Genomic DNA, 16,117 nt, shown 5'->3' with positions numbered 1-16,117 from the left:
GGCGATGACGATGGCGAACACGATCGAGATCAAGGTTCCCGACATCGGCGGCCACGACAACGTGCCGGTGATCGAAGTGCTGGTGAAGGCCGGCGACACGGTGGCGAAGGAGCAGAGCCTGATCACGCTGGAGTCGGACAAGGCGACCATGGAGATTCCCTCCAGCGCCGCCGGCGTGATCAAGGAACTTAAGCTCAAGGTGGGCGATGAGGTGTCCGAGGGGGCGGTGATCGCCGTGCTGGGAGTGGCTGGCGATGCCGCGGCGCCGAAAGCCGAGGCGCCCAAGCAGGCTGCACCGGCGGCTACCCCTCCCCAACCCTCCCCTGCCAGCAGGGGAGGGAGTGCGCCGGCGCCGCAGGCCGCGGGTGCCTCCGGCCGCAAGGCCGACATCGAATGCAAGCTGGTCGTGCTCGGCTCCGGCCCCGGCGGCTACAGCGCCGCGTTCCGCGCCGCCGACCTGGGCGTCGACACCGTGCTGGTGGAACGCTACGCCAGTCTCGGCGGCGTCTGCCTCAACGTCGGCTGCATCCCGTCCAAGGCATTGCTGCACGCGGCGGCAGTGATCGACGAGGCAGAAGCGATGGCCGCGCACGGCGTCAGCTTCGGCGCGCCGAAGATCGACATCGACAAGCTGCGCAGCTTCAAGGGCAAGGTGGTCGGCCAGCTCACTGGCGGGCTCGCCTCGATGGCGAAGCAGCGCAAGGTGCGCACGGTCGAGGGCGTGGGCACGTTCGTGTCGCCGAATGAAATGGAAGTGCAGACGAAGGACGGCGTGAAGCTGGTCCGCTTCGAGTACGCGATCATCGCCGCCGGTTCGCAGTCGGTGAAGCTGCCGTCGTTCCCGTGGGACGACGAGCGTATCGTCGACTCCACCGGCGCGCTGGAACTGCGCGACGTGCCCAAGAAGTTGCTAGTCGTCGGCGGCGGCATCATCGGCCTGGAAATGGCCACCGTGTATGCCGCGCTGGGCAGCGAAGTGACCGTGGTCGAGTTCATGGACCAGCTCATCCCCGGCGCCGATGCGGACCTGATCCGGCCGCTGGCCAAACGCCTGGGCAGCCGGCTCAAGGGCGTGCACCTGAAGACCAAGGTGGTCGAGGCGAAGGCCACCAAGAAGGGCATCGAGGTCAGCTACGAGGGTGACAGCATCCCCGCGACCACGCTGTTCGACCGCGTGCTGGTGTCGGTGGGGCGCTCGCCGAACGGCGGCAAGATCGGCGCGGACAAGGCCGGCGTCGCCGTCACCGAGCGCGGTTTCATCAACGTCGACTCGCAGATGCGCACCAACGTGCCGCACATTTTCGCGATCGGCGATCTGGTCGGCCAGCCGATGCTGGCGCACAAGGCCACCCACGAGGCGCATGTGGCGGCCGAGGTGGTGGCTGGCCTGAAGAGCCATTTCGACGCGCGGGTGATTCCGTCGGTGGCGTTCACCAACCCGGAAGTGGCCTGGGTCGGCGTGAGCGAGCGCGAGGCGAAGGAGAAAGGCCTGAAGGTCGGCGTGGGCAAGTTCCCGTGGGCCGCCAGCGGCCGCGCGATCGGCATCGACCGTACCGAAGGTTTCACCAAGCTGATCTTCGACGAGGCAACCCATCGCATCGTCGGTGCCGGCATCGTCGGGGTGAATGCCGGCGACCTTATCTCCGAGCTGGCACTGGCGATCGAGATGGGCAGCGAAGCCGCCGACATCGCACTCACCATCCACCCGCATCCGACCCTGGGCGAATCGGTCGGCATGGCGGCGGAAGTGTACGAAGGCACGATCACCGACCTGTACATGCCGAAGAAGAAGTGACCCCCGCCGCGCTCCGTCGCGGCAAACGCATGACGAGGAGGTGGCCATGTCGCTGAAGGTATGCCTTGCCGGCGCCACCGGCTGGGCCGGTTCGGAGCTGGCGCGCGGCGTGGCCGCCAGCGCGGACCTGCAACTGGTCGCCGCGGTATCGCGCCGGCACGCCGGCCTGCCGCTGGGCGCGGCGCTGGGCGATGCCGGTATCGCCACGCCGGTGTTCGCCAGTGCGGCCAAGGCGCTGGCCACGCCCTGCGACGTGTTCGTCGAGTACACCCACCCCGATACCGCCAGGGCGAACATCCTCGCCGCGCTGGAACACGGCGCCCATGTGGTGGTGGGCGCCTCGGGCCTCACCGACGAGGACTACGCGCAGATCGACGCCGTCGCGCGCGAGTGCGGGCGCGGCGTGCTCGCCTGCAGCAACTTCGCGCTGACCGCAGTGCTGCTGATCAGGTTCGCCGAGATGGCGGCGAAGCTGCTGCCGCAGTGGGAGATCATCGACTACGCCTATGCCGGCAAGCCGGACGCGCCCAGCGGCACCGTGCGCGAGCTGGCCATGCGTATGGGCCGGCAGCGCCAGCCGCAGTTGGAAGTGCCGCTGGAGCAGACCGTTGGCCTGCGCGAGACGCGCGGCGGCACGCTGGCCGGCAGCCAGGTGCATGCGGTGCGCCTGCCTGGCTTCGTACTCGGTGCCGAGGCGATCTTCGGCCTGCCGGACCAGACGCTGACGATCCGCCACAACGCCGGCAGCAGCGCGAAACCCTACGTGGACGGCGCGCTGCTGGCGATCCGTAAGGTGGGTGGCCTGGTTGGCCTGCATCGCGGACTGGATGCGGTGCTGGAGCTGTGACGCGTTTGCCGCGCGGCTGTAGGAGCGCACCCTGTGCGCGATGCTCTCCGTCACGGCACCGAAAAGCATCGCGCACAGGGTGCGCTCCTACAGGCGGTCCGGGAGCTGCGTAGGGCGGGCACGGCCCGCCGGTTTTTCGGCGCGCTGCGGAAGAGTGGCAAGAGCGGCGGACAGTGTCCGCCCTACGCGGTCGAGCCTGCGTGCCGTGCGCAAGAGGCAGGCATCTCAACGCGCCTTTCCCTGCGCGTGCCGTTGCCATTGCCCCAGCAGCCATGACGCGCCGAGGCAGCCGGCCAGCGCCAGCAGCCAGCGGGTGGCGGGTGCATTCGGGGTGGGCAGGATCGTGATGAACGACGGCAGCCACGCGCCGCCGTACATCGCCATCACCACGCCTGCGGCCACGGCCAGCGCGGTCGCCAGTACCAGCATCAGGGCGAATTCGAAACGCGTGTCGGATGCCGCTCGCCGATCCGGGCTGGCGGCAACCCGTGCGGCCAGCCGCTGCGCGAAATCCGCCGGCAACGTATCCGGCAACGGTTCGCGCAAGGCGCGCGCGAGCAGCCGGTAGCGCCGGCTGCGCGCATCGTCGCCGGCGGGATCGAGCTGCAGGCGCTCGCGCCGCATCGCGCTTTCCTGCGCCAGCCATTCGCGCTCGTGCGCTGCGTCGTCGAAGGGGGGGATGGGGTCGTCGGTGTGCTGGATCATGCTGCAACTCCGGTCCGTGCTTCGAGCGCGCCGCGCAGGCGCAGGCGTGAGCGGAACAAGTGGCTCTTGATGGTGCCGCTGGCCAGGCCGGTGATCCGCGTGATCTCCGGGATGGTCGTTTCTTCCAGGTAATACAGCGTCAGCAGCGTGCGCTGCAAGGGCGGCAGTTGCTCGATCGCCGCATGCAGGTGCCGCCGGGTTTCCTCGTCGGCGCAGGCCGCTTCCAGGTCGAAGCCGTCGCCGATGTTTTCCACCAGCGCGTAGTCGTCGCTGTCGCCGCCGTGGTCGACCAGCGGGATGCGCTTGCGCTGCAGGTGGCGCAGCGCGATGGTGTAGGCGATGCGCCCGATCCAGGATTTCAGCGCGCTCTCGTAGCGGTACTGGTGCAGGCACTGGTGCACGCGCAGGAAGGTGTCCTGGCACAGTTCGCGCGCGTCCTCCGGGTTGCGCACCATGCGCTGGATGATGTGCCAGCACAGCCCCTGGTGTTCGCGCACGAGGTGTTCGAACGCGCCCGGCCGGTGGGCCAGCACGGCGTCGACCAGGTCGCGGTCGGGGCTGCTGCGGGTGTCATCCATGGGGCAAGGGATACGCGCAGGCGGGAAACGGTTGCAAGCACTTTGTTGCAACCGTTCGCGGGCTTTCTGTATCCAAGGTCTCGAACGTCCACCATCCCGTACCCGCCACAAGGAAAGCCGCCATGAATTTCGAAATCCTGATCCCGATCAGCCTGTTCGTCTGCATCGCCTACGCGATCAAGGTGGTAGTGGACGCGAGGGTGCGCCGGCAGATGGTCAACGCCGGCGGCTCGGAGGAGCTGGTCAACTCGCTGCTGCGCGACGAGGAGCTGCGCCGGCGCCACTCCTCGCTGCGCTGGGGCATCGTGCTGGTCGCGCTGGCGCTCGGTTTCGGCCTGATCCAGTGGTTCGGCTGGCAGGACGTCACCCCCGGCCTGGTCGCCGTGCTGGCGGGCATGACCGGGCTGGGCAACCTGGCGTTCTTCGCGATCTCGCGGCGCATCGGCTAGATCCGCCGGCGGATGCCCACCGCGTCGCCGGCATGCGTGCGAAGCGGGTCGGTGGCCGCGCCGCGCGTTTTTCCGCGACTGGCTGCAGTCGACCGCGCGGCGGACAAAAACGAAGGGCCGGATCATGCGATCCGGCCCTTCGCCGCGCATGGGTGCGCAGGATGCTCAGTGGTGATGGTGATGGGTCTTCGAGTGGCCCTTGGCCTCGTGCTTGCCCTGGTTCTTGTCGCTGGCGACCGGGCTGACGGCCTTGCCGACATTGGTATCGTCCGCCTTCGCCGTGTGCGCAGCGTTGGACACCGCGTCGCCATGCGCGTCGTGGTTCATCGGCATGGACGGTGCGCTGGGCGGGGTGTGGCCACCACCCGCGCCATGCTGCGGGGCGGCGATGGCGAACGAGATCGGCAGGGCGAAGGCGGCGGCAATCAGGACGGCGGTGATGGTCTTGGTCATGGCGTGATCTCCAGTAGGTAGTGGGCCAGGCGGTGCATGGCGCATCCACGATAGGGCCGGGTCCGGGCGGCAGGATGAATGGCGGATATGCGCAAGAAACTGCGTGAGAACCCTGTCACACGGCGGTGCCCGGGCGACGGCCGGTCGGCCTGCGTATCGCGTCAAATATCATCGAACAGGTCGGTCTGCGCCTGGTAGCTGTCGCGTTCGACGAAGCCGGCCAGGCCCACGCCGACCAGGCGGTAGCGGCTGTCGGCCGGGCGCTCGACGCGCTCGCGCAGGGCGCAGGCGAGGTCGGCCAGTTCGCCGGCGGACATCGGCCGCGCCGACGGGGTGAGGCTGCGGGTCAGCGTGTGGAAGTCCGCGGTCTTCAGTTTCAGCACCACGGTGCGCGCCACCCGGCCACGCTCGCGCTGGTGGCCGGCCCAGGCCTTTTCGGCAAGCCGGCGGATGTGCGGTTCGAGTTCGTCGAGCCGCAGGTCGTGCTCGAAGGTGTCCTCGGCGGAGATCTGCAGGGTGGGCCGTTCCGGCTGCACCGGGTGCTCGTCGATGCCGCGCGCCAGCTCGTGCAGGCGCCGGCCCCAGCGGCCGAAGCGCTGCTCCAGTTCCGCCAGCGCGAACGCGCGCAGCTCGCCCACGGTGGCGATGCCGAGCGCGGCCAGCTTCGCCTCCATCACCTTGCCCACGCCGGGCAGGCGGCCCACCGGCAGCGGGGTGAGGAAGGCCTCGACCTGGTGCGGCCGGATCACGAACAGGCCGTCGGGCTTGCGGAAGTCCGAGGCGATCTTGGCCAGGAACTTGTTCGGCGCCACCCCGGCCGAGGCGGTCAGCTGCGTTTCCGCGCGGATCGCCGCGCGGATCGCCTCGGCGGTGGCGGTGGCCGAACCCAGCCCGCTGCGGGTCACGGTGACGTCGAGGTAGGCCTCGTCCAGCGACAGCGGCTCGATCAGCTCGGTGTGCCGCGCGAAGATCTCGCGCACCTGCCGCGATACCGCCTTGTAGCGCGCGAAGTCCGGCGGCACGAAGATCAGCTGCGGGCACAGCCGCTCGGCGCGGATCGCCGGCATCGCCGAGCGCACGCCGAACACGCGCGCCTCGTAGCTGGCCGCGCACACCACCGAGCGCGCGCCGCGCCAGGCCACCGCCACCGGCTTGCCGCGCAGCGAGGGGTCGTCGCGCTGCTCCACCGACGCGTAGAACGCGTCCATGTCGACGTGGAGGATCTTGCGCGGCGAGGCGGACAACGCGGACAACCATGGCGGGGCGATGCGCCGATTCTAGAGGCGCGCGCCGCCGGCGGGTGTCAGCAGTGATGTCGCGCCGACCGCCGCAGGCGCCATTCGAAGCCGGCCAGCGCCGCGCTGGCCAGCACGAACGGCAGCAGGTTGTAGGTCAGCCGGTAGCACAGCATCGCGGCGAGCAGGTCGGCGCGTGCCTCGGGCGGGAACGAGGCGAGCATGATCGTCTCGAATACGCCCAGCCCGCCCGGCGAGTGGCTCACGATGCCGGCCAGTACCGCGCCGACGTAGATCGGCAGGAAATCGACGAACGGCGGCGCCGCGCCGGCCGGCAGCAGCACGTACAGCGCGCTGATCGCGGCCAGCATCTCCACGCCGCCGATCAGCATCTGCGCCGCCGCGGTGCCGGCGCCCGGCAGCGGCAGCGTCAGCCGGCCCAGCGCGAGCGTGCGCGGCCGGGCCAGCCAGCCGAGCAGGGCGAGCAGCAGCAGGGCCAGCGCCATGCCCGGCCAGCGGCCCCAGCCCTGCGTGATCTGCGGCTGCCAGCACAGCGCGCCGGCGACCACCACGGCGAAGCCCAGTCCCACGCCGAGCCCGGCCAGGGCCACGATGCGCGCGATGTCGCCGGCGCCCAGCCCGGCGGTGGCGTAGATGCGGTAGCGCAGCGCGGCGCCGGTGATCGCATGGAAGCCCAGCGTGTTCGAGATGCCCTGGGTAACCGCGCCGGCGAACGCCGCCAGCCGTGCGGAGACGCGATCGCCCACCACCGTGCGCGCCGCCAGCACGTCGAACAGCGCCAGCATCGTCAGGCTGACCGCCGCGGCGACGACCGAGGATGCGATGTGCCGCGCCGGCAACTGCGCCCAGGCGGCCGCCACCTCGCGCCACGACAGCCCGGTGACGTAGCGCCGCAGCAGCCACGCCGCCAGCGCGAACGCCGCCAGCGATCCGCCCCACGAGGCCAGGCGCAGCCAGCGCGGGGAACGCGCGGCGGCGTCGCGCCGGCGCGGCGGCTTAGCGCGCACGGGCCATTGCGGCCGCATCCGGCCGGCCGATCCGCGCGGCCACCTCCCGTGCCAGCCGCTCCGCCGCCGCCGGGTGCGCGGCCAGGTGCAGGAACGGTTCGATCAGTTCCAGCTCCATCACCAGGAAGCGGCCGCCGCTGACCACGCCGTCGACGCGCAGGTAGGCGTGCCCGCCGTGGCCGAGCGCCGCCAGCGCGGCCAGTGCGCGGTCGGCGGCGGCCAGGATGGCGGCGTCGGGTTGCGCCGGCTCGGTGCGGCCGCCGTACTCGCCCTGCACGCGGTAGTCGCCCGCGGCGGGGCGCTTGATCACCGCGTGGCTGAACTCGCCGGCGAAGTACAGCAGCGACCATTCGCCGGCGCTGACGATCTCCGGCACGAACGGCTGCACCAGGTAGTCGCGTTCGCGCGGCAGTTGCGCTGCGGCATCGGCGAGCGCCGCGTCGCCGGCGGTGCCGCGCAGCGTGTGCCAGGCGCTGCCGCTGACGCTGGGCTTGATCACCACCGATTGCCCCGCCATTGCCGCCAGCGTGTCGGGCAGCGCGTCCGCGCCGGCCAGCCGGGTGGGGATGATGGCGACGCCGTGCCGCGCCAGTTCGAGCAGGTAGCGCTTGTCGCTGTTCCAGCGCAGTAGCGCGCTGTCGTTGATGGTGGGGACGCCCAGCGCGTCGAGCCGGTCCAGCCAGTCGATGAACGCGGCGTGGTGCTTGAAGTAGTCCCAGATGGTGCGGATCAGCACCGCGTCGAACGCCGACCAATCCACCGTCGGGTCGTTCCACACGCAGACCACCGGCGGCAGCCCGAGCCGTTCCAGCGTGGCGGCCAGGTGCGCGTCGTCGGGCTGGATCGACGCATGGTCGATGGAGGTGGCGAGGGCGAGCCGGCGAGGGGCGACGGGAACGGGCATGGCGACATCTCCAGCAGGCGGAAAGGGCGCCCTTGCGACGGAATCGCAGGCCGAGCGTGGCGGACGACGTCCGCTGCAGCACCCCTCGGCAGCGATGGCGCCGCGCGATCGTCGCGGCGCCATGAACCGGCAGCACATGACGCACTGCCGGCGACAGTCTTCCGGTGCGGCTGCGGCTTGTCAATTTGCCGGATGGCATGCCGCCGGGCACGGCCATGCGCCATGCGGGACTGGTGGAAACCGCACGGACAATGGCAAGGTAGCCGCCATGCCGATCGAACCCGCCAACGCCTATGCCCGCCGCCTGAACACCTGGGACGCCGCGATGATCGTCATCGGCGGCGTGATCGGGGCAGGCATCTTCATCACGCCGGCCACGGTGGCGCAGAACACCTCGTCCGGCATGCAGGTGCTGGCGCTATGGGCGATCGGCGGCCTGCTGACCCTGGCTGGCGTGCTGTGCTATGGCGAGCTCGGCGCGCGGCGGCCGCAGGCGGGCGGCATCTATGTGTACCTGCGCGAGGCGTTCGGCCTGCTGCCGGCGTTCCTGTTCGGCTGGACGATGGCGCTGATCAACTACCCCGGCAGCGTGGCCGCGGTGGTGACGAAATTCGCCGTCTATTTCTGCCGGGCGCTGGGCCTCAGCCGGCTTTACGAAATGCCGGTAGCGGTCGGTGCGATCGTGTTCATCGTCAGCATCAACCTGTTCGGTATCCGCGCCGGTGCATGGATGCAGAACATCTTCACCGTGCTGAAGGTGCTGGCGATCGCGTTGCTGGTGGTGGCCGGCCTGGTGCTGGCGCAGGGCCAGTTCGGAGTGGCACTGGCGCCGGATACCACGCATCCGGTGTCGTCGTGGGCCTTTGCCGGCGCCTTGCTGCCGGTGCTGTTCGCCTACGGCGGTTTTCATTACCTCAACGACCTGGCCGGCGAAGTGCGCGACCCGCAACGCACCCTACCGCGGGCGCTGGGCATGGGCATGGCCGGCGTGGTGCTGTGCTATGTGCTGGTCAACTTCGCGTACCTGGCCGGGCTCGGCCACGCCGGCCTCGCCACCAGCATCGCGCCGGCGGCGGACCTGATGCAGAAGCTGTTCGGCGCGCACGGCGCCACCGTGATCGAGGTCGGCATCGCCTGTTCCACCTTCGGTTACTGCAGCATCGCGATCGCCGGCGGCGCCCGCGTGCTGCAGACGATGGGCGCCGACGGCGTGTTCTTTCGCGCGACCGGGCGCGTCGATCCGCGCACGCGGGCGCCGCAGATCGCGCTGGCCGTACTCGGCGCATGGGCAATCGTGCTGACCGTGTCGGGCAGCTTCAACCAGCTGCTCAACTACACCACGGTGGGCGAGTGGCTGGGCCATGTGTTCGGCATCGGCACGCTGTTCTGGTACCGCAAGCACTTCATCGACGATCCGGCGCCGTACCGGGTGCCGTTCTACCCGTTGCTGCCGCTGGTCTTCGTGATCACCGTGTTCGGCGTGATCGTGGCCAGCGCCATCCACGCGCCGGGCGACGCCGGCATGAGCCTGCTGATCATCGCGCTCGGCGTGCCGGTGTACTACGGATGGCAGCGCTGGACGCGGAATCGCCCGGCGTAAGGTGACCAGATTTGTAGGGCGGGCACTGCCCGCCGCTGTTGCGCCATGCGGCCCAAGGCCAGCGGGCGGTGCCCGCCCTGCGAAGCGGGTTCACGTGAGGATGCTGATGAAGAAATGCCATGCATGGATCTGGCTGTGCCTGTGCGGTCTCGGCGCCTGCCACGCATCGACCGCGCCGGGCGTGACCGATCTGACAGCGCCGGATGCGGCGACCCGTGTCACTCTCGAGCACGTGCGGCGCGTCGGCAACACTGAGCACGCCGGCGACGGCGTGGCGCAGCAGCGCTACGCGTTCCAGCCGGCGGCGCATCCGCAGGTCGTGATCGCGCCGACGAGCGGCGCATGGGACTGGTCGGGGCAGGGCGAACTTCGTCTGCGCGTACAGAACGCCATGCCGTGGGCGGTGACGCTCGACGTGGCGATCGATGGCGCGGCGCCGGGCCAGCAGTTGCACGCGACGGTGGGCGTGCCGGCCGGGCCGGCGCAGACGCTGGTGGTTCCGCTGCAGGCGACGTCGCCGCGCGGCGAAGGCATGCAGGTGGGGCCGCCGATGCCGTTCGACGAGCACGGCCGGCCGACCCTGCTGGCGACCACGGTGCAGGGCAGGCTGGACCTGCGCAAGGTCGGCGCGATCCGGCTCGGCGTGCCGGCGCCGCAGGCCGCGCAGATTTTGCTGTTCGGCCGCATCGACGTGGCGCCGGGCGCGGCCACCCTGCACGACGCCTACGCCGGCATCGTCGACCGCTATGGGCAATACACCCGCGGCCGCTGGCCGGAGAGGATCGGTTCCGACGCCGCGCTGCGCACGGCGGTGCAGGCGAAGCCGACCGTGGTGCAGAACGCCGGATTGGATGCGTATGGAGGGCGTCTGGACGTCCAGAGCCTCGACCGCACCGGCTGGTTCCACACGCAGAAGCGGGACGGCCGCTGGCGCCTGGTGACGCCCGACGGCCACGCCTTCTTCTCGCTCGGCGTCAACGTGGCCATCACCGACGGCGGGCGCAGCTACGTGGAGGGCCGCGGGTTCATGTTCGACGACCTGCCGCCCGACCGTGGCGGGTGGGCCGCGTTCTACGGCAGCGACGACAGCCGCCGCCAGGAGCAGGGCGCCAGCCGTGGCATCGGCTACAACCATGGCCGCTGGTTCGATTTTTACGCGGCGAACCTGTATCGCGTCGATGGCAGCGACTGGCTGACTGCATGGCGCATCCGCACGCTGGACCGGCTGCAGGCCTGGGGCTTCAACACCATCGGCAACTGGAGCGACGACGCGCTGGGCCAGGCGCACCGGTTGCCGTACACGCGCTCGATCGAAGTCGCCGGCGACTACGCCAATGTCGCCAGCGGCTACGACTACTGGGGCCGCATGCCCGATCCGTTCGACCCGCGCTTCGTGCAGGCGACGGAAATGGCGGTGGCCAAGGCGAGCGAAGGCGTGCGCGACGATCCCTGGCTGCTCGGCTACTTCGCCGACAACGAACTGGCCTGGGCCGGCAGCGGCCCGCAAGGCCGCTGGGGCTTGGCGCTGGGCACGCTGGCTGGCGACGCGAAGAGTCCCGCCAAGCAGGCCTTTATCGCGCTGCTGCGCCAACAGTACGTGGCGCCGGAAACGCTGGCCGCGGCGTGGGGCATCGCACTCACCTCATGGGACACGCTCAACGCCACCGGCTTCGCCGCACCCGCGCCGAACGAGGCGCACCCGGCGATCGAGCGCGACTACAGCGCGTGGCTGCGCCGCTACGCCGACACCTATTTCCGCACCGTGGCGGAAGCGATCCGCCGCCACGACCCGCACCACCTGTTCCTCGGTGGCCGCTTCGCGGTGAACACGCCCGAAGCCGTCGCGGCCTGCGCCCGGTACTGCGACGTGGTCAGCTTCAACGTCTACGCCGACCTGCCGCAGCACGGCTTCGACGCGGTGGCGATGCGTCAACTGGACAAGCCGGTGCTGATCGGCGAGTTCCACTTCGGCTCCGATGATCGCGGCCCGTTCGGCAAGGGCGTGGTGTCGGTATGGAACGAGCAGCAGCGCGGTGAAGCCTATGCGAAGTTCATCGTCGCGGCGGCAAGCGATCCCGTCATCGTCGGCGCGCACTGGTTCGACTACGTGGATCAGCCGGTCACCGGGCGCCTGCTTGATGGCGAGAATTCGCATATCGGCCTGGTGGGCATCACCGACATTCCGTTCGGCGGGTTCGTGGAGGCGGTGACGCTGGCGAACCGACGAGTGCGACCATGACCAGGGGTACTCAGCGAGGCGGTCTGCAGTGTGTCGTGGGAGTAAAGTGAGTCTGATATTGCTTGGATCTCAAGGGGGCAAAGCGTGACCCAGATAGCCGAATTGAACAGCCGGCTTCAAGAGTGCCAGCAGATTTACCAACGAGTGATTGGCATGGCAGGGGACTTGGCTGGCCTAAGGGTTTCGGACATCCCTACGGATCGACGCGTTGCGTTTGCCAATGACGTTTGTAGTCTCTCTCTTGCCCTCATCGCTTTGGGCCGCCTCCTTGTCGCCAAGAACCTATCCGAGGCAATAGGTGAAGTGGCGTCGGGACCATGGAAGTTCTATCGGGAGGTCATTGAGCCCAATAAGAGTCATATCGCCCGGCTAGCATCTGACATATTGCAAGCCATCGGCTATGACATCAGGCAAGAACACATCGAGTTGGGCGGCAAGGGCGACAAGGTCGCTAATATCCTATTCAGTGGCCTTGATTATTGGCGCTTGGATGACAGCGAGTACACGGAACAGGAGCTCGATGAGGTTGAACAGGTGCTTCAGGCTCCATGGTTTGCTCCTGATCGTTGGATTCAGAATGCTTCCAAGGTCTTGCCGGTATTAGGCCCAAAAGCAAAACAGGTGATGCCTAGTTCCTTGCGCATTCGAATCGAGGAGCTAACTCGGTGCTACCTGTTCGACAACCACCTTTCGGTCATTGCGCTTGCTCGGGCGATTCTTGAGTACGCCCTCATTGATCGAGCTTCGAAACTTGGGATCAACCCAAAGAAGCAGGATCAACAGAAACCAGAATACAAAAGACTCGGCAGGTTGGTGGAAGAAGTTGCCGAAAGTCGGCCTGAGCTCAAGAACGCAATGGAGCAGATTGTCGAGGCAGGCAACAGAACGCTCCATCCAAGAAAAGATCGAGAGCACATTATGCTGCTTCCTGAATATCTGAGGGGGCAGGCATTTTGTTCCATACAGGCAATCCATCAGGTCGTCCACGAACTCTATTTGAGCAAGTGACTGGGTGCGAATGTTGGGTGCTATATCAGCTGGTATCGGTTGTGCCGCGGGTAATCACGGTGATGATTTGTCTGGTCCGTGGCGCGAACGTTCGCGCTGCCGGTGCGTCTGCTCGGTCATCGCCTTGAACCGATTCAGTGATTGCAGCCACAGTGCGTCATGGCTGGCCTCGTTCTCGCTGCCGGCATCGGGCACGCGGTTGAACGGGATGCGCATCGGCGCGGCGTCGTGCTCCAGCGCCAGCTGCATGCTGCCGAAGTAGAGCTTGTTGTAGCCGAACTTCGCGTTGACGCGGTCGACCAGTGCGTCGACGCGACCTGTGTCGTGCGTCGGCGCGAACAGCGAGCCGCTGCTCTGCGTGCGCGGCACCAGACGCATCAAAGTCACGCTGACCGATAATGGCGTGGCGTTCACCGGACCAGGCCACTCCTGCGCATCCTGCGCTCGTGGCACTCGGGCATCCATGCCCAGCGGTAGTGGCCGGCGACGGTTGCCGCTGTCGAGCATACCGTTCAACAGGCGCAGCAGTTCGCGGCTGTCGTCGGTGGGGTCGAAGGCGAGGTCGCGTTCCCAGCGCTGGTCGTGGCCGATGAAGCGGATGCGCACGGCCATCGCACCGCTGAGCATCTCTTCGCGTCGCATGCGCATGGCCGCCTTCACCAGCAGCTTCTTCAGCACCGCGCGGGCGCCGTCGGGGGTGCGTAGTTCCGGGCCCAGCACGTGCGAGTGGCCGATCGAGCCGCGTTCGGTGGGCGCGGTCGGCAGCCAGGCGCCGCGCAGCAGGCCCCACATGCGCTCGCCCTCGATGCTGCCCCAGACGCGGCGCAGTACCAGCTTCGAAGCGGCGGTGAGCTGGGCCACGGTGGTGATGCCGGCGTCATGCAGGCGCGCTTCCATCGACGGGCCGATGCCGCACAGATCGCGCAGTGCCAGCCCATGCAGCGCGTGCGGCAGGTCGGCTTGTTCGATCACGGTGAGGCCGTCGGGCTTGCGCATGTCCGAGGCGGTCTTGGCGAGGAAGTCGTTTGGCGCGATGCCGATCGAGCAGCGGATCGCGCCACCGGGAGCGGCCAGTGCGATTTCGCTCTTCACCTGGCGCGCGATTTCCTCGGCGACTTCGCGCCGGCGCTGGCGGCCGACCAGCTCGCAGGCTACCTCGTCGATCGAGCCGACGCGGGCGATCGGGATGGCGTGGTCGATCGCCTCGATCAGCCGGTGATGCCAGACCACATAGCGTTCCGGCCGCGCGACGCGGATGACGATGCCGGGGCATAGCCGGCGCGCTTCGCGAACCATGGTGCCGGTGCCCACGCCGAACGCCTTGGCGTCGTAGCTGGCGGCGATCAGGCTGGTGGTTTCGGCGGCCACCGGCGCCACGCCGACCGGGCGGCCGCGCAGCGACGGCTCCTCGTGCTGCTCGACCGAGGCGAAGTAGCTGTTGAAGTCGACGAACAGGCTGCGCAGGCTCATGGCACGTCTCGTAAGCGGCCCGATGATATAGCGCGGGCGGATCTCGCTGTGGGAGACGCCGCGCCGGTTGCGGCGGAGCCGGCTACGCTGGCGCCCCCTGGGGAGAGCGACGGCATGGGAATGCCGCCTGGCGGTTCCATCCCCTGGCAAGCCGTCGAAATTCGCGTGGTGGAGGCAGGGTGGCACGCCGTTCGCCGCGATGGGGTGTCATCGCGCGTGACTCTTGCACCAGGAATCGCTTCTTTCGTGTGCGGCATCAACCGTTGTGCGCACGCCGCGCAGCGGATGGTGCGCCGGTACGGAATCGTCCAGCTTCGCTATCGTGAACAACGATTCCCGGGTGATACCCGCTCCGCGCATTCGCACACCGCAACACCAGGCCTGACAACGGCGAATTTCAACAGCCTGTTAGCGACCGATCTCGCGCAGCGGCTTGCCGTGCATCAGGTTGCGTTCGATCTGCTCCAGCGTCACACCCTTGGTCTCCGGCACCAGCCACAGGGTGAGGCCGATGAACAGGATGTTGAGCGAGGCATAGAGCCAGAATGTATGGGCGTTGCCGATGCCGTTGAGCAGGCTCAGGAAGGTGGCGCCCACGATCATGTTGGCGATCCAGTTGGTGAAGGTGGAGCAGCCGATGCCGAAGTCGCGACCCTTGAGCGGCTGGATCTCCGAGCACAGCGTCCACACCAGCGGGCCGGCCGACATGGCGAAGCCGACGATGAACATCAGCAGCATCGCCACCGTGAAGATCTGCTCGGCATGACTGCCGATGCCGCCATGCATCATTGCGCCGACCACGCCCAGGCCCGCGGCCATCACCGCAAAACCGGTGTAGAGGATCGGTTTGCGGCCCCAGCGGTCGATCAGCGCGATGGCGATGAAAGTGGCCAGGACGTTGGTCAGGCCCACCAGCGCGGTGAACCACATCTGCGCGGCCGTGTCGTAGCCCATCGTCTGGAAAATCCGCGGCGCGTAGTACATGACCACGTTCATGCCGGTGAACTGCTGCATGAGCTGGAGCAACACGCCGAGCCCGACCGAACGGCGGAAATTGCGGTTCTCCAGGAACAGGTGCCAGCCGCGCTGGGGCGTCCTCAGCTGCTCCTCGATGTCGGCCGCCTCGCGCAGAACCACGGCCTCGTCGCCGCGTAGGCGACGCAGCACGCCGATGGCTTCATCGCGGCGGCCGCGCATCATCAGCCAGCGTGGGCTATCCGGCAGCAGCAGCACGCCGAGCAGGAACAATGCGCCCGGGATCGCGATTACGCCGAGCATCCAGCGCCAGGCTCCGGTGTAGCTCAGCGCCGTGTCGGAGAGGAACGCCACCAGGATGCCGATGGTAATCATCAGCTGGTAGGTGGAGATCATTGCGCCGCGGATGCGTTCCGGTGCCACCTCGGCCAGGTACAACGGTGCGGTGAAGGTGGCCACGCCGATCGCAAGGCCCAGCACCAGGCGTGCGGCGATAAGCGTGCCGGGCGACCAGGCCAGGCCGGACAGCAGCGAACCCAGCACGAACAACACCGCACCCAGGATCAGCGAGCGCTTGCGCCCCAGCGTGGCGGATAGCCAGCTGGCCCCGACTGCGCCGACCGCCGCGCCAAACATCATCGAACTCACGATCCATTCGATGACGTGGTCGCTGACGGAAAAATCGTTCTGGATGAACTGGGTGGCGCCCGAGATGACGCCGATGTCCAGGCCGAACATCAGCCCCGCCAGCGCGGCGAGCACGCAGGTGAAGACGACCGTGGTCCTGGGCTGCATGGCTGGAGCTGCGATGACGTGGGTGTTCATAGGGTG

The 16,117-nt window shown here is 68.4% G+C and carries 14 protein-coding genes, 1 pseudogene and 1 riboswitch; of the genes and pseudogenes, 6 read left to right on the top strand and 9 right to left on the bottom strand.

From position 1 onward, the window contains the following. The first annotated feature begins 10 nt into the window (after positions 1-10). Positions 11-1,795 (top strand): dihydrolipoyl dehydrogenase, encoded by a 1,785-nt coding sequence (gene lpdA / locus AC3WRN_RS02190; protein ID WP_492621685.1) that lies wholly within the window; start codon positions 11-13, stop codon positions 1,793-1,795. Between the two features lie 46 nt (positions 1,796-1,841). Beyond that, positions 1,842-2,642 carry a 4-hydroxy-tetrahydrodipicolinate reductase gene (dapB, locus tag AC3WRN_RS02185; RefSeq protein ID WP_492621684.1) on the top strand — a complete coding sequence of 267 codons (801 nt, stop codon included), beginning with the start codon at positions 1,842-1,844 and terminating at the stop codon, positions 2,640-2,642. Positions 2,643-2,867: 225 nt separating this feature from the next. Here dapB and AC3WRN_RS02180 read toward each other — a convergent pair whose 3' ends face one another. Together AC3WRN_RS02180 and AC3WRN_RS02175 are read right to left on the bottom strand one after the other, a co-directional pair. Next, positions 2,868-3,347: a hypothetical protein gene (locus tag AC3WRN_RS02180; protein WP_492621683.1), complete on the bottom strand. Its 480-nt coding sequence runs from the start codon at positions 3,345-3,347 to the stop codon at positions 2,868-2,870. Beyond that, the gene (locus AC3WRN_RS02175; RefSeq protein ID WP_492621682.1) at positions 3,344-3,925 is read right to left on the bottom strand and encodes an RNA polymerase sigma factor; all 582 of its coding nucleotides are present in this window, start codon (positions 3,923-3,925) and stop codon (positions 3,344-3,346) included. Before AC3WRN_RS02175 ends, AC3WRN_RS02180 begins: the two co-directional genes overlap by 4 nt. Before the next feature lie 122 nt (positions 3,926-4,047). Here AC3WRN_RS02175 and AC3WRN_RS02170 point away from each other — a divergent pair, with 122 nt between their 5' ends. Further along, positions 4,048-4,374 carry a DUF6249 domain-containing protein gene (locus tag AC3WRN_RS02170; protein WP_492621681.1) on the top strand — a complete coding sequence of 109 codons (327 nt, stop codon included), beginning with the start codon at positions 4,048-4,050 and terminating at the stop codon, positions 4,372-4,374. A 165-nt stretch (positions 4,375-4,539) separates the two neighbouring features. Here AC3WRN_RS02170 and AC3WRN_RS02165 read toward each other — a convergent pair whose 3' ends face one another. The 4 genes from AC3WRN_RS02165 to AC3WRN_RS02150 form a co-directional block, all read right to left on the bottom strand. Next, a complete protein-coding gene (locus AC3WRN_RS02165; protein WP_492621680.1) occupies positions 4,540-4,827 on the bottom strand; it encodes a hypothetical protein in 288 nt (95 codons plus the stop codon). 161 nt (positions 4,828-4,988) lie between these two features. Next, entirely contained in the window at positions 4,989-6,035 is a 1,047-nt protein-coding gene (dinB, locus tag AC3WRN_RS02160; RefSeq protein ID WP_492621757.1) for a DNA polymerase IV, read from the bottom strand. Between the two features lie 95 nt (positions 6,036-6,130). After that, positions 6,131-7,090: a UPF0104 family protein gene (locus tag AC3WRN_RS02155; RefSeq protein WP_492621679.1), complete on the bottom strand. Its 960-nt coding sequence runs from the start codon at positions 7,088-7,090 to the stop codon at positions 6,131-6,133. Beyond that, the gene (locus tag AC3WRN_RS02150; RefSeq protein WP_492621678.1) at positions 7,080-7,994 is read right to left on the bottom strand and encodes an ATP-grasp domain-containing protein; all 915 of its coding nucleotides are present in this window, start codon (positions 7,992-7,994) and stop codon (positions 7,080-7,082) included. Before AC3WRN_RS02150 ends, AC3WRN_RS02155 begins: the two co-directional genes overlap by 11 nt. A 17-nt stretch (positions 7,995-8,011) precedes the next feature. Next, positions 8,012-8,087: riboswitch (S-adenosyl-L-homocysteine riboswitch) on the bottom strand. Between the two features lie 175 nt (positions 8,088-8,262). On the opposite strand from AC3WRN_RS02150, the gene AC3WRN_RS02145 reads away from it, so the two are divergent. The 3 genes from AC3WRN_RS02145 (at position 8,263) to AC3WRN_RS02135 (ending at position 12,841) form a co-directional block, all read left to right on the top strand. Further along, complete coding sequence (locus tag AC3WRN_RS02145) at positions 8,263-9,594, top strand: APC family permease (protein ID WP_492621677.1); 1,332 nt, start codon at positions 8,263-8,265, stop codon at positions 9,592-9,594. A 106-nt stretch (positions 9,595-9,700) separates the two neighbouring features. Beyond that, positions 9,701-11,833: a beta-agarase gene (locus AC3WRN_RS02140; RefSeq protein WP_492621676.1), complete on the top strand. Its 2,133-nt coding sequence runs from the start codon at positions 9,701-9,703 to the stop codon at positions 11,831-11,833. A gap of 84 nt (positions 11,834-11,917) precedes the next feature. Next, complete coding sequence (locus tag AC3WRN_RS02135; RefSeq protein WP_068092392.1) at positions 11,918-12,841, top strand: hypothetical protein; 924 nt, start codon at positions 11,918-11,920, stop codon at positions 12,839-12,841. 54 nt (positions 12,842-12,895) lie between these two features. Here AC3WRN_RS02135 and AC3WRN_RS02130 read toward each other — a convergent pair whose 3' ends face one another. The 3 genes and pseudogenes from AC3WRN_RS02130 to AC3WRN_RS02120 all read right to left on the bottom strand — a co-directional run bounded on the left by AC3WRN_RS02130 (position 12,896) and on the right by AC3WRN_RS02120 (position 16,111). After that, positions 12,896-14,311, bottom strand: a complete 1,416-nt coding sequence (locus AC3WRN_RS02130; RefSeq protein WP_492621675.1) for a DNA polymerase Y family protein — start codon at positions 14,309-14,311, stop codon at positions 12,896-12,898. A gap of 240 nt (positions 14,312-14,551) precedes the next feature. After that, a pseudogene (locus AC3WRN_RS02125) lies at positions 14,552-14,671 on the bottom strand (IS5/IS1182 family transposase); the annotation flags it as partial. Positions 14,672-14,719: 48 nt separating this feature from the next. Beyond that, entirely contained in the window at positions 14,720-16,111 is a 1,392-nt protein-coding gene (locus AC3WRN_RS02120) for a sugar porter family MFS transporter (RefSeq protein ID WP_492621674.1), read from the bottom strand. Positions 16,112-16,117 lie beyond the last annotated feature (6 nt).

The organism is Rhodanobacter sp. FW101-FHT13A11, from assembly GCF_058790335.1.
This window is presented reverse-complemented; position numbering and strand designations above follow the sequence as displayed.

Coding starts and splice junctions, on each gene's coding strand:
- dinB (WP_492621757.1), bottom strand. CDS start 6,035: ATGGACGCGTTCTACGCGTCGGTGGAGCAGCGCGACGACCCCTCGCTG.
- AC3WRN_RS02145 (WP_492621677.1), top strand. CDS start 8,263: ATGCCGATCGAACCCGCCAACGCCTATGCCCGCCGCCTGAACACCTGG.
- AC3WRN_RS02130 (WP_492621675.1), bottom strand. CDS start 14,311: ATGAGCCTGCGCAGCCTGTTCGTCGACTTCAACAGCTACTTCGCCTCG.
- AC3WRN_RS02150 (WP_492621678.1), bottom strand. CDS start 7,994: ATGCCCGTTCCCGTCGCCCCTCGCCGGCTCGCCCTCGCCACCTCCATC.
- AC3WRN_RS02170 (WP_492621681.1), top strand. CDS start 4,048: ATGAATTTCGAAATCCTGATCCCGATCAGCCTGTTCGTCTGCATCGCC.
- AC3WRN_RS02120 (WP_492621674.1), bottom strand. CDS start 16,111: ATGAACACCCACGTCATCGCAGCTCCAGCCATGCAGCCCAGGACCACG.
- AC3WRN_RS02175 (WP_492621682.1), bottom strand. CDS start 3,925: ATGGATGACACCCGCAGCAGCCCCGACCGCGACCTGGTCGACGCCGTG.
- dapB (WP_492621684.1), top strand. CDS start 1,842: ATGTCGCTGAAGGTATGCCTTGCCGGCGCCACCGGCTGGGCCGGTTCG.
- AC3WRN_RS02165 (WP_492621680.1), bottom strand. CDS start 4,827: ATGACCAAGACCATCACCGCCGTCCTGATTGCCGCCGCCTTCGCCCTG.
- AC3WRN_RS02180 (WP_492621683.1), bottom strand. CDS start 3,347: ATGATCCAGCACACCGACGACCCCATCCCCCCCTTCGACGACGCAGCG.
- lpdA (WP_492621685.1), top strand. CDS start 11: ATGGCGAACACGATCGAGATCAAGGTTCCCGACATCGGCGGCCACGAC.
- AC3WRN_RS02140 (WP_492621676.1), top strand. CDS start 9,701: ATGAAGAAATGCCATGCATGGATCTGGCTGTGCCTGTGCGGTCTCGGC.